The sequence below is a fragment of the Terrimonas ginsenosidimutans genome (assembly GCF_022012415.1).
In the GTDB taxonomy this organism is placed as follows: Bacteria; Bacteroidota; Bacteroidia; order Chitinophagales; family Chitinophagaceae; genus Terrimonas_A; species Terrimonas_A ginsenosidimutans.
Map to the genome: position 1 here is coordinate 1 of NZ_JAKLTR010000001.1, position 12,565 is coordinate 12,565.

Below are 12,565 nucleotides of genomic sequence, written 5' to 3' on the forward strand. Positions count from 1 at the left end.
TATATTACAAACCCTGAAAGAGAAAATTCAACATGCCCGTCAACGCGCGATGTTAGCGGTGAACGGGTTACTGTTATCAACATATTGGGAGATTGGCATTACGATACTCACCCAACAAAAACAAGAAGGTTGGGGTGCGGGAGTTATAAACCGACTTATTGAAGATCTCAGAAAAGAATTTCCTGACATGCGAGGCCTTTCTATAAGAAACGTAAAATATATGCGCGCCTTTGCGCAAGCATATCCCAACTTTGGGAAATACCCTCAAAATTCGAAAGATCATGAAAATCAGGCAGATATAATTGTGCAGCCGGTTGCTGCACAATTGCCATGGACACATCACCAGGTAATTATCGACAAAGCTAAGACGGATGAAGAGCGTTACTTTTACATACAACAGGCAGCGAGCAATGGCTGGAGCCGGAAACAGCTGGCCCAGGAAATCAACTCCAAATTGTATTTACGTCAGGGCAACGCCATTACTAATTTCGACAACACTCTACCAAAATTAGATTCGGCTCTCGCAAATGAAACATTCAAAAATCCCTACATCTTCGACTTCCTTCATGCATCCGAACAGGTCCGCGGACTCGGACTGGAAAAGGCTCTTGTCCAGCAAATAAAAAACTTTATCCTTGAACTCGGCCGCGGCTTCGCCTTTATCGGAAATCAGTTCAAGGTAAAAGTTGGTGAAACAGATGTCAGCCTGGATCTCCTCTTCTTTCACTACCGCCTTAACTGCTTTATCGTATTTGACCTTAAGATCGGAGAATTTAAACCGGAGTTCGCCGGCAAACTGAATTTCTATACAACCGTAGTGGACGAGGAGATCAAACTCCCCGAACATAAACCAACTATTGGCGTACTGCTTTGTAAAAGTTCAGACCAGACGATGGTGAAATACTCGCTGAAAAATATCAAATCCCCATTAGGCGTTTCCACCTTTGAACTACTGAAAGATCTTCCGCAGGAGCTTAAACCAGATATGCCCAGCGTAGAAGAGCTGGAAGAGGAAATTGAAAAGGAAATAAAAATGTATGAACGCGAATTAAAAGATAAACAATGAAGCATATTACCTGCTACTCATTTGCTCGCCCAGAAGCTGGTTACGCAACAAACTTAAAAACAACAACGGGTTATATCACCTTCCTGGCAGATCAACAGGAACTCTCCTTTTTTCATTCCCGGCATTACAGCCACTATCTTTTGCGATGTTTTGTAGTTCTTGACGAAACGTGGCGCGATATTACCGCCACTGAGCTCAAATAAAAGAGCAGCTCTCGTTTCAGCTATGACGAAAAAACTATCCGAGATAAACTGGATCATCGACGGGATCAATGTTTCAGCAAACACATCCTCCAGTAAATGGCCTCCGCTGTTTTCTTCTTTCATAAAAAGATAGCACCCTTTATTAGTGCTTATGATCGCGGCCATTTCGTCTGAATAGTGGTTAATAGCAAAAAGCCGCAGTACCGACGGAAGCCTGTAATGTATAATCTGATGCGTCATTTTTTGGATCCAGATAAATGACCGTTCCGTTTGCGTATAATAGTGTCCGTTGTGAAACGCCAGCATCGCTGACGCAGGAATTTTGTCAGGAATCCCCTCGCATTTGATTTCCTTGTAAAACTCACCGGAAATCCTGTATTCCAGAAGACACCCGTACGCAATATGCGACTCAAAAAGAGTAACCTCGCGCGCGGTTGACAATACAGCTTGCGGACTCTTTAGCCAGTCAGGGCTTCCTACCAACAGATACTCCTTAAAATCCTTGCTCCTCAACATTGCCTTTTTCTCAATCGGCATCCTTGTAGACGAGTAAAGGAAAACAGTATTTACCAGAAATGGGTTACTGATAAACCGGAACCAGGTCCCCTGTGGAATAGGATTTGTCCACGAAAAATATTCAACCACTCCTTCATAATTCACCCTAGCCAGGTGAAGGCAGTCGTTTTTACGTCCCAGCACCAGAAACTGATCACGGTGCCACACTCCCGTGAACCAATTGATACTGCTATCAAGATGAATGGTCCCGGCTGCAGGATCAGGCATTTTCTTATTGTCTCCGGTCAAATAGCGGGTGCTGTCACGACTGATCAGTTTATCTCCCGGGAAAAATCTTTCCAGGTAATTCACCAGAGAACTATCACCAGTTGCAGCCCCCTCACATACTATTTCATAAGCGATCTCCTGTGCTTCAAAATTCACATCTGTTCCTTCATTCTTCTTATGCACATATTCCAGTACATTCAGGAACTGCTTCTTATTACTGTGACTCGTGTCATTTACATATACGTCCTTTATGCGCTTCCCTAGATCATCAGAGTGATCCTTTCCAACAAGGTCAAAGTAATTTTTCAAACACGACTCTCCGTTATAGGCTGAGCGCCATCCATCCAGCAAAACGAGTTTCGCCCGCGGTGTGTCATGCATTTTATCGCTCATCACTCTTGCTGCTTCACGATGATTGTTCGCCCGTACCTGCGCACTGATAAATTTTTCATAGTGGGCATCTGCGGCCGGCTTTTGCTCAAGAACTGTATACAGATCTCCTACCTTTTCATTATAATCAAGCTCTGCATACAGTTCAATCGCTTCTGTATATAGTTTTCCGTTTTCCAAACAGCGCGCAGCAGCTGCTTTATCTTTCAGATGATCTTTATAAAGCAACGCCGCTTCGCGATAGTGGTTGCCTTGCTCCAGGCACCATGCAGCCGATCTGTAATCGCCAAGAAGATGTGCATAGATATACGCGGCGCGTTTAAAATCTTTTTGTGCGATCTCGTTCTCTGCTGAACGCAGGTACCTTGTCCGCAGATCATCATAATATCTGTCCACATTCCAGGCATCCGCAGCCATACCGCCGCCAAGCCGTCCAAAATTGAACTTGAATGGCCGGCGTGAAAGCTTTGATGAAGGCTTTGCCGCTTTACCACGGTTCATGTATTGAGAAGACAACGGAATGGCATAATCAAGCGCATCCCGGTCGTTCTTATCGAATTTCTTCATCAAACGCTGCAATTCTTTATCTCTTTTACTCTGAAGGTCTTCGATCCGTCCGTCCAGCCAGTTCATGAATCTGGAAAACCATCCTTCATTATTGGACGGAGCCGAAGGCCGGCCCGTTGCTGGTGACGGCGATGGCAATAGCCGGGAGATCAACTTACCAAAAAACGAAAGGATCGTGAACAATACAAGTATAATTCCATCAAAAATCTTTCTCAGCAATGGCTCCTTTTCAGTTTCAGGGATCTCATTCAACGGCTTCATACCTATCATCTTCTTAAACTCCTCCATCAATGCCTCCGAGGATGACTGTGTGATCTCTATACGCGTCAGTCCGGGTTTGGCAGCCAGCCCCGGGTGTGCAAAACTCCAGTCGGAAGACAATGCCGGAACGGTTCTTACAAGCACAGTGAGATCTACCTCATCCTTTTTGTCAAACCCGGTGAATCCGGAAACCGGGTGAAATACCTGCTGGTGCCAGATCGTCAAAGTTTGCAACTCTTCTTTACTCAACGACGGACTGAGTGAAGCTTGTGCAGGAATAAAAAGTTTAGGTACTATCTGCACATAGGGGTCAAGCAGTGAAAGGCTTTTTGCTGTCTCAGGCCTTTTAAAGATCACGAATAAACCTGCGGCCCTTCCGGAAGATCTTGATTCCGGCAGTACATAGCATTCGATCTGTGAAGGCGATAGTTTCCAAAAGCTGATCTCCTTCAGCCATATCAACGGATCTGCACCCGCAATAAATGCAGCATCGGCGGAAGCCGGCGGATGTGCGTTATATTTTAGGTGAAGATGCATTATCGATGATGTGATTGATAAAGGGTAACAGATATTCCGCATAAAATTGATCATCAGGGATCACACCAGGGGTTTCAATATCATCGATAAAAAACCGGCTGCCGCAGAATTTAATCTCAGACGAATATGCGGCGGTTGGTAATGATGTAATGGCAATAACAGATACTTCGGGAAGGCTTGGATCCGCACTTTTCAAATGAAGTACCCCCCGCTTATCCATTAACGCGATACTTCCGTCGGGAAACGCTGCTTTTCTGCATTTGATTTTTGTGCCATTGAAATATGTTTCGTCACTTAGTGTTGCTGTAACCAGCCGGCGATAATCCGGCGCATCTGAAAACATCAACTTCCCTGTCAACTCTCCCAACTTTAAAGAAAAGCGCCCCCAGACGACCTCACGCGAATAGCTGATAAAAACGCTTTCAGCCTTATAGATCACCTGGTAGTTAGGAGACTTCATCAACCCTGACATGTGCACCAGGTCAACTTTTTCACGCTTGAGGGTTGTTTGCTTTACATCATTCATTTCCTGAAGTGATGCATACTGTATTTTTTTTAGTATCAACATCTCTTGAAAGTTGTATTGATACACCACAAAATCTGAAAAAAAATAAAGAAACCCATCGTCACAAAATCCCGCATCAGTTATTGTACCCAAAATATCCGGCAGGAGATCTTTTTCACTTATTGAACATTCTTCGAGTTCGATTGTGTAAAGTTTCAGGATGCTTTTACCATCATAACTTCTAACGAGGATATAACAAACGCCGCGTTGTGAAAAATCAAAAGAATAAATTCCCGGCTCAATTACCTTCATTAGTTCGCTCGCCCCTTTAAAACCTGAGTTAAGTAATAGAACACGTCTGCTGCGGTCGATCACTATTGCACTGCCAGTAGGTGACTTCACGATAAACCTGTTATTCACTGAAATATTTCGCTTCAGGAAAAGTAAGGGTAAAGGGAATGGGTAAAAGAATTTGAAATCAGAAGACTGTATCCCGGAAGGCCGCCTTTGATTACTAAGAGAAAGTTTTGAGATTTTACCGCTCTTTGTTGATAAAAATTCATTTATATCCAGCGTTGCTTCATTCAAAAGTTTTGAATGTCCATTAACATATTCTGCAAAACGGATATTCCCATCACGACTAACAGTAATGTTAAAACTGATCTTCTCTTTTACATTGAAAAAATCTGCATAAAACCCTGCATGTTTCATCTGCCTCTCTTCCGTAATAAAAATGAATTCAGCCTCTTCACCTTTCCTCAGTTCATCCACCGCGCTCTTCAATGCCTTTCCCGGGTGCAATGCCGGATGTAATTGTGAAAGTGCGTTGATCACTCCCTGCTTCTCATTCAACGAGAGTTTTTCGTAAGTGGATTCTTTCAGCACATATGCCTCCACTTGCTCTCCATGTTTCGAATTGCGCGTAAATGCCAATGCGGACGCGATGGCGAATACCCTTGGTACGCCCCACATTTTTATGGTGGAGTCTATCAATATGATCCGCCGGTTTCTTGGTTCAGCCGGCGGCTCTTCTCTTCGGAAATAAAGGGCTTCATTATTTACAAGACGTGCCGTCAGTAATAAGTCGTCCTGTGCAAGTTCACTCAGCAATAGCCTGTCATAGTTTCCACGATTCGTAATATCGGCAATACCACCATAGGAATCTTCCCCGCCCGCGCGGGAGTGTATGGGAATATTGATGATGGAAAGCAGGCGTCTGGCCAGGCGGGAAATACCGGCAGTATCTGTGTCCTCAAGTAATTGATCAAACAGATCCTCAGAATATTGTTCTTCCGGAACTTCTACGTCCGATGGTTCCGGTAACGATTCTATGCCGGTTCTCAGAAAGAGTTCAAGGGATTCGAGTGTGGGGAATTTCTCTGAAGCACGGACCATGCAGTTGAAATCGGCCATAATATCTTTAGAAGATATATAACCTTGAGGAATCATTAATTCTGCATCAAGTCGGCCACTTTGCAATTCGTTTATTGATACAGGGTGACTTTCCCGCTCATTTGATTCCTCTTTACTGAATATTTCTTTTATAAGCTGCACACGTTTATTTCCAGACCTGAGTGAAGGAGGGAGTGAATTTATCAGATCTAAAAAAATCATCGCATTGTTCATTCGCGTTACGCGTACCTCCGTTTCGCCGTCAAACATTTTACGCAATGCAAATTTTTCATTACTGCTGATTTTATTATTGCATGCATACATGACAAATAATAACGAGCCAAGTCGTGGAAGTTTATCTTCCGGGAATTGACGAAGAATAAAAGCGAGGTCATCTTTAAAACAGATGGTAGTCTCGTTTATCCGCCATTCAATTACACCTGCATTGTCTGCCCAATGCCAGAAGTAATCTTGTTTTGGCCGGAAATAATTAATTGTATTTTCTACTGCCCTGATCATTCTTCATTCATCATTGTCATCCGGATCGCGCTGCGCGTTGCCGGGATAAAAAAATTGTGATCGATTTGATGCCATTCGCCGTTTGTATCAAACACGATCAATGCATCACCGTTACCATTGAGCTGCTGCGGAAGAAAGGACGTCACCACCTCCAATTCGAATTCAAACCCCGCCGGAAGCATCATCCCATGGCAGTTCCAGTACTCCCGCCCAGGAATGGACGGCAACAGATCTCCAATGATCATCACTTTCTTATTTTCTGATACGGCAAACTTCAATGCATTCAATCTCACGACTGGCGCCGTTTCTCCATAGTATCTCCATATTGCCAGATCAGTCAGCAAACCCGCGCTCTTGTGCACACGTGAAGAAGGCTGCAACCTGAGATCGACAGATGACGGATTTTCTCCCACACCTGTTGAAACCGGCAATTGAACGGGTATCAGTTCCTGTAAAGACTGCCAGTTCATTTCCTTCAGTTTGCCTGTAGGCGTGACCATTCCACTCGGAAAGAGCAGATCGTTTTCATCCAGGTGAAACCGCTGCTTAACCGGTAAATGACGGATCACTGCATTAGATTCAGCGATCGTATCGTTTCCGCGTAACCAGATATATTCACCGTCAACGGCTGCCATCAATCCGTTTATGCAGCGGACAGATGCCAGCGTTTCCAGATCTTTCTTTAGTATCGTCAATAACATTGTTATCAATATGTAGCAATTAAGCGTCCCGGTGCGTGAGATACGCAGCGGAACTTCTGCTTTATGCTGAGTGAATGATCTTCTGCCAAAGCGAATCGATAGGTTGCTTTACATACGCACGTTGCGTTTCATTGGAGATCCATTCGCTGCGGCCATTCAGGTAACGCAAACGATCCTTTATGATCGTGCGTTCAGAAAGAGCGAGACCGGCATCGTCCCATTTTTCCGTCATCGTTTTCACTTCCTTATAGATCTCTTCCGCATTGGGCGTTGTATGGTCAGCAGCGCGCGGATGCACCTGTGGTGAATTAACATCCGCTTCCACGACAGAGTTGATTATTCCAGCGATGATCTCCTGTTGCTCTTCCGTATCCCAGATATAACGCATCACCCACATATCCGAAAGGATTGCCTTGGTACGTTTACATAATAATGCGCTGGCCGCGATCAGTCGCTGCAGCTTCACCGCACGGCGGTCGCTCACCTTCACTCCCGCATTCCGCAACATTTCGATCAGATTGATAAATGGCTCGCGGATATCCTGCAGATCCACCGAATGTATCATAGCCTGAACGGCGAAAATATCTTCCGCTGAGATCTCCGGCTGATCCGCCATGGCAGGCTTTTCAAGGTTCCAGCCGGCATCCAGTACCTTGTTCAGCAAAGCCGGATCAACATAATCGCAACGCACACGAACAAGAAAGCGATCGAACAATGCATGCAATGCCTCATCTTCCGGCAAATGATTACTTGCACCTACGATCATCACCGCTGGCAATGGTCTGTTCTCCCGTCCGCGACGAAATACTTTTTCATTCAGCACCATCAGTAAACTATTCAGGATGGCACTATTCGCGTTGAGTAATTCATCGAGGAAGATCAGATTGGCTTCCGGCAGCATACCTTCTGTATTGGTCACAAGATCTCCTTCCCGCAGTTTGCGGATATCAAACGGACCAAACAATTCATTCGGCTCGGTGAAACGCGTGAGCAGGTATTCAAACGTCTTTCCGTTCAACAACTTTGATAGTTCACGCACCATCGCACTTTTTGCCGTGCCGGGAGGACCAAGAAGGAACAGGTTTTCCCGGCCGGCCAGGCAGATGCCCATCAGGTCAATGATATCATCTTTCCCTACAAATTTCTCTTTCAGGTGTTCCAGTACGCGTTGAAGCCGGTCGATCGTTTCAAACTGGTGGCTTGTTTCCATTTAAGATGCGTTTATCAGAATTTCAATATCCGGCCAGATCTCTTTCGTATATGCACCGGTGGTTTCAAAAATAGATTGTTGGACTGATGGCCTGACGGCACGTTTTTTATCTTTTGCCAGGATGATCCTGTCGATATACAATTGCTTCAAACAGGCATCCGCTAAAATAATTTCTTCATGTGAAATATGATCAACTTCAATACCTACGGACGACAGTGGCCAGTTGCCCGCTGTGTTATTCATATCTCTCACCAGCGGATCTGCCGGCGCCAACCCTTTTGCCAGCCCGATCAACGATGGCAAATTCCTTAACATAAGATCGGCTGAATAGACAACCGATGGCGTGATTTCCAGGGGGAAGGGATCAAGTACCCGCCGGATCACTTCTTCGTCGGCATTCCTGTCGATGATCAGTTGCGTGGAAAGATAAAGATAGCGGGCAGCCCAGATGGCCGCATCACGGTTGTAGCCAGGCGCTGTTGCCGGCACCTCCATTTTATCATCTTTGTAAAAATGAAAAAGTAATTCGTGTGATGAATCCAGTTCAGCTTCAGTTGGAAGCTGCAGCTCATGACCGAGCTCAACAACACCATTTGTTAAAAGACTTTCAAGAAACGGGATCAGGTTCATCTCACTAAAAATTCTACATTAGCAATTACATTCAAAATATCCACCATGGGAGTTTTTGATTTTTTATCAAACAGGAAGAAAGATATACCGGAAAAAAAGAAAGGCCAAGAAGCTTTACCGGAAAATGTCATAAAGACTTCAAAGCCAGCCATAGCGGCATTTGAAATGGTGGAATTGAAGCCGGGTGTGATACTTCCGGGATTTACTGTCGACCATTGGCCGGAAATAGAAGGTACCGGGCTACCGTCAGTCGCCATTACGGCAGTTCCGCTGGAAGAGATCCCTCCTGCAGCAAGTAAGTTCGGTGGCTATCCTTATATACCGGTCGGCTTTCCTTATCCAAAAGATGCCGGGGGGTCTTATATGTATCCTTTGGCCCAGATCAATTTCTCCGAAGTGCCACCAGTGGATGGATTTCCACGTTCCGGATATCTGCAGATCTATATTTCAGCTTATGATCAGATGCTCGGGTCAGACTATCCCGACCTGCAATCGCAAAAGAATTTTCGCATCTTTTTCCTCGAGGAGAATGAAATAGCTGTACACCAGACAGATTTCTCTTTCCTCGACGATATCATGGATTCAGGAACGCTTCCGATTCAGACATCGCACCGTCTCTCCTTTACAGAAAAGGAAGATCATATGGGTATGGCTGACGTTCGTGTTGAAATGGCCCTTGGCTTAAAGGTCAGCAGGATGATCGACAGGATCATTAAGAAATATCCTGACGAAGACGAAAACATTCTTTACCAGAAATTTTGTAACACATTCTCCGGAAGAGGACATAAGATTGGCGGTTACGCAGGCTTTACACAAACAGATCCGCGGTTCAAAAATCCTCCCTTCGACCACTACATCCTGCTTTTGCAGATAGATTCTGATGAAGAAATAATGTGGGGAGAAATGGGAGTAGCACATTTCTTTATTCACCCGGATGATCTTGCAAAGAAGGATTTTTCAAAGGTGATGTATACGTGGGATAACGGTTGACCGATCACATCATCACTTCCGCATGCTTATTATACTTGTTCTTGTAATCCACCGGGGACAGCCCCGTGATCTTTTTGAAAACAGTCCTGAATGCTTTTGTATCAGAGTACCCCACCTCATACATCACTTCAGAAACATTCTTCTGGCTTGTTTCCAGTTGCTTTTTCGCCGCCTCGATTTTCACGCGTTGCATATATTCAACCGGCGTATTGTTTGTCGCCTTTTTGAATCTTCTTTCAAAATGCCTCCTGCCGATCGCGAATTTGCCAGCCAGTTCTTCAATCGTGATCCGCTCCATGATATTGTTCTCGATATACTCCTGCGCTTGCCTGATCGGCTCATCTTCATGTTGCTTCTGACCATTGAACATAATGAACGGCGATTGACTTTTACGATCTATCTCTATCGCAAAGAACTTGGACGCGAAGATGGCCGTTTGCCGGTCAGTATATTTCTCTACAAGGTAAAGCAGCAGATTCCAGTAAGAAGCGGCACCGCCGCTGGAATAAAGCCGGTCCTGCTCCGTGATGATCCTGTCATCCACCAGCGTTACATCAGGAAACATATCCCTGAATTCATTTGCATAGATCCAGTGTGTTGAACATTTCTTCCCATTCAGCAAACCTGTTGATGCCAGCAAAAACGCGCCGATGCATAAACTGGCAACTTCCGCACCCTTCTCATACTGCGCAACGATCCACGGCATGAAGTCTTTATTCAGCTCCAGCGCCTTTTTCAGGTCTCCGCTCAAAGCGGGTACAACCACCAGATCCGTCTTTTTCACATCCTTCATCAACACATCTGTATGCACACTGAACGATCCCTGGTTCAGCATCACTTCCGGAGACAATCCAACCATCTGCACCTTAAAAAGCGGCTCCTTTCCCGCCTTCATGAGAAATTCATTCACCGCCGTGAACATATAACGCGGATCAGTGATGCTTGTCAGCACGGACTCATTCGGCACAAGGATGGAGATATGCTTCATCGGTTGATTTTTAGGGAAGATAAATCTAGGGAAAATCTTTGGATAGCAGAGTATCTTCCTTTCCGCCCATCATCTTCAGCGTCAGAAACATATTAAGTTTCAAATGGGCGTAGAAAGTATCGCAGCGTACCAAAAATGATCCCTGCATTCTTTGCGGAATTTTAGCGTACGCTGCGATACCTATTACGCCCGCCTGGTCAAAGTAAATGTCGTAATTCACCCCCATTAAGTCACACCCACACTCCCTCGGCCCCGTGTTCCTTTTATACATTTGTATCAACACAGAAATCAGTCTTATATGCAAAAAACAACCGCCAAAACCGTAGATGCATACCTGGCTTCACAGCCGGCAGATGTTCAGGCCACTCTATCCAAAGTGCGCAAGGCCATCCGCGCGGCAGCCCCCAAAGCGGAGGAAAAGATCAGCTATCACATGCCGCTTTATAAGTATCACATTCATTTAGTAGGATTTTGCGCCTTCACCAATCATTGCAGCTTCTTCCCAATGAGCCATGCTGTAATGAAAATGTTTGCTGAAGAATTAAAAGACTATGATACTTCCGGCGCTACGATCCGCTTCCCCGTGGGTAAGCCCCTTCCGGCAACACTCATCAAAAAGATCGTTGCAGCACGCATCATAGAAAACGATGAGATCGCCGCAAAACGCGCAAAAAAGAAATCAGCAAAAAAAGCAGCTGTAAAAAAAGCAGCAAGAAAAAAAGTAGCTCCAAAAAAGAAAGCCGCTTCCAGATAAACTCTCTTTTAACGCCTTAAAACTCTTAGCTCATGAAAAAGACCAACCTCCTCTACTGGATCTTCACCACCCTGTTCGCGTTCCTCATGCTTGGCTCTGCTATTCCAAACATCATCTCCGACCCCATGTCTGTGGAAGGTTTTGGGAAAATGAATATGCCTGCCTACCTGTTACCTTTCCTCGGTATTGCAAAAGCCCTGGGTGTGATCGCCATTCTCATTCCTGGTCGTCCACGGATCAAAGAATGGGCTTATGCAGGACTGATCTTTGATCTTATCGGCGGCGCATGGTGTATCTATGCATCGGGTCAGCCTGTACAAAACTGGGCTTTCATGCCAATCCCTATCGCATTAGGTTTTGCCTCTTATACTTTCTATCATAAGAAAACAAAACTGGCCGACGCTCAAAAAGCAAAAAACAATTTACCTGCATTCAGTGCTGCATAATCCAGGCTTACCGAAGAATAATGTAACCCGCATGAGAAAGCTGATTCTTTCTATGAATATCACACTGGACGGCTTTATTGCCGGACCACGTTGTGAACTCGACTGGCATTTCAGCTACTGGAACAGCGAAATGGCCAGATATGCGGCAAATCAATTGGCATTGGTTGATACGATCCTGCTCGGCCGGGTGACTTATACCGCTATGGCCAAACACTGGCCATTCGTACTCATGGATGACACCTTTCCCAGGGATGATATCGCTTTTGCAGACATGATGAACACACACAGCAAATTCGTCTTTTCAAATACACTCGCCGAAGCCAGCTGGTATAACTCAACACTAGTAAAAGAAGAACCAGCTTCTGCCATCAGGAAATTAAAACGTATGCCTGGCAAGGACATGATCATTTTCGGAAGCGGCAGGCTTGCAAAATCGCTGATCAAACAAGACCTGATCGATGAATATATTCTGTGGACCTACCCTGTCATCCTTGGTGAAGGGAAAACATTGTTTGGAGACACCGGGCGCCCGTCTTCTTTGCGTCTGGTGACAAGCACTGCATTCAGCTCCGGCGTGGTACTGATGGACTACCATGTATGCAGGAGTGCCTGACTTCGATCGG

Annotated in this window: 11 protein-coding genes; 5 read left to right on the top strand and 6 right to left on the bottom strand. The window is 45.2% G+C overall.

What is annotated here, in order from left to right; genetic code table 11:
• Nucleotides 1-1,066 (top strand): PDDEXK nuclease domain-containing protein (locus LZZ85_RS00005; protein WP_255723882.1); only part of this gene is annotated, 1,066 nt, incomplete at its 5' end.
• 53 nt (nt 1,067-1,119) lie between these two features.
• Here LZZ85_RS00005 and LZZ85_RS00010 read toward each other — a convergent pair.
• The 5 genes from LZZ85_RS00010 to LZZ85_RS00030 form a co-directional block, all read right to left on the bottom strand.
• Nucleotides 1,120-3,807, bottom strand: a complete 2,688-nt coding sequence (locus LZZ85_RS00010; RefSeq protein ID WP_237867861.1) for a soluble NSF attachment family protein — start codon at nt 3,805-3,807, stop codon at nt 1,120-1,122.
• Entirely contained in the window at nt 3,785-6,223 is a 2,439-nt protein-coding gene (locus tag LZZ85_RS00015; protein WP_237867862.1) for a hypothetical protein, read from the bottom strand. The genes LZZ85_RS00010 and LZZ85_RS00015 overlap by 23 nt, the downstream gene beginning before the upstream one ends.
• Nucleotides 6,220-6,924 carry a hypothetical protein gene (locus LZZ85_RS00020; protein ID WP_237867863.1) on the bottom strand — a complete coding sequence of 235 codons (705 nt, stop codon included), beginning with the start codon at nt 6,922-6,924 and terminating at the stop codon, nt 6,220-6,222. The genes LZZ85_RS00015 and LZZ85_RS00020 overlap by 4 nt, the downstream gene beginning before the upstream one ends.
• A gap of 61 nt (nt 6,925-6,985) precedes the next feature.
• Complete coding sequence (locus LZZ85_RS00025) at nt 6,986-8,134, bottom strand: AAA family ATPase (RefSeq protein WP_237867864.1); 1,149 nt, start codon at nt 8,132-8,134, stop codon at nt 6,986-6,988.
• The gene (locus LZZ85_RS00030; protein WP_237867865.1) at nt 8,135-8,764 is read right to left on the bottom strand and encodes a hypothetical protein; all 630 of its coding nucleotides are present in this window, start codon (nt 8,762-8,764) and stop codon (nt 8,135-8,137) included.
• 45 nt (nt 8,765-8,809) lie between these two features.
• Here LZZ85_RS00030 and LZZ85_RS00035 point away from each other — a divergent pair, with 45 nt between their 5' ends.
• Nucleotides 8,810-9,754 (top strand): YwqG family protein, encoded by a 945-nt coding sequence (locus tag LZZ85_RS00035; protein ID WP_237867866.1) that lies wholly within the window; start codon nt 8,810-8,812, stop codon nt 9,752-9,754.
• A gap of 4 nt (nt 9,755-9,758) precedes the next feature.
• Here LZZ85_RS00035 and LZZ85_RS00040 read toward each other — a convergent pair whose 3' ends face one another.
• Nucleotides 9,759-10,742 carry a GlxA family transcriptional regulator gene (locus LZZ85_RS00040; protein WP_237867867.1) on the bottom strand — a complete coding sequence of 328 codons (984 nt, stop codon included), beginning with the start codon at nt 10,740-10,742 and terminating at the stop codon, nt 9,759-9,761.
• Nucleotides 10,743-11,040: 298 nt separating this feature from the next.
• On the opposite strand from LZZ85_RS00040, the gene LZZ85_RS00045 reads away from it, so the two are divergent.
• From LZZ85_RS00045 to LZZ85_RS00055, 3 genes are read left to right on the top strand one after another with little or no spacing between them, the layout of a single operon-like run.
• On the top strand, nt 11,041-11,496 hold the full coding sequence (locus LZZ85_RS00045) for an iron chaperone (RefSeq protein ID WP_237867868.1): 456 nt from the start codon (nt 11,041-11,043) through the stop codon (nt 11,494-11,496).
• A gap of 32 nt (nt 11,497-11,528) precedes the next feature.
• Nucleotides 11,529-11,942: a DoxX family protein gene (locus LZZ85_RS00050; protein WP_237867869.1), complete on the top strand. Its 414-nt coding sequence runs from the start codon at nt 11,529-11,531 to the stop codon at nt 11,940-11,942.
• A 31-nt stretch (nt 11,943-11,973) separates the two neighbouring features.
• Nucleotides 11,974-12,555, top strand: a complete 582-nt coding sequence (locus tag LZZ85_RS00055) for a dihydrofolate reductase family protein (RefSeq protein ID WP_237867870.1) — start codon at nt 11,974-11,976, stop codon at nt 12,553-12,555.
• Nucleotides 12,556-12,565 lie beyond the last annotated feature (10 nt).

Coding starts and splice junctions, on each gene's coding strand:
- LZZ85_RS00055 (WP_237867870.1), top strand. CDS start 11,974: ATGAGAAAGCTGATTCTTTCTATGAATATCACACTGGACGGCTTTATT.
- LZZ85_RS00020 (WP_237867863.1), bottom strand. CDS start 6,924: ATGTTATTGACGATACTAAAGAAAGATCTGGAAACGCTGGCATCTGTC.
- LZZ85_RS00045 (WP_237867868.1), top strand. CDS start 11,041: ATGCAAAAAACAACCGCCAAAACCGTAGATGCATACCTGGCTTCACAG.
- LZZ85_RS00035 (WP_237867866.1), top strand. CDS start 8,810: ATGGGAGTTTTTGATTTTTTATCAAACAGGAAGAAAGATATACCGGAA.
- LZZ85_RS00050 (WP_237867869.1), top strand. CDS start 11,529: ATGAAAAAGACCAACCTCCTCTACTGGATCTTCACCACCCTGTTCGCG.
- LZZ85_RS00025 (WP_237867864.1), bottom strand. CDS start 8,134: ATGGAAACAAGCCACCAGTTTGAAACGATCGACCGGCTTCAACGCGTA.
- LZZ85_RS00030 (WP_237867865.1), bottom strand. CDS start 8,764: ATGAACCTGATCCCGTTTCTTGAAAGTCTTTTAACAAATGGTGTTGTT.
- LZZ85_RS00015 (WP_237867862.1), bottom strand. CDS start 6,223: ATGATCAGGGCAGTAGAAAATACAATTAATTATTTCCGGCCAAAACAA.
- LZZ85_RS00010 (WP_237867861.1), bottom strand. CDS start 3,807: ATGCATCTTCACCTAAAATATAACGCACATCCGCCGGCTTCCGCCGAT.
- LZZ85_RS00040 (WP_237867867.1), bottom strand. CDS start 10,742: ATGAAGCATATCTCCATCCTTGTGCCGAATGAGTCCGTGCTGACAAGC.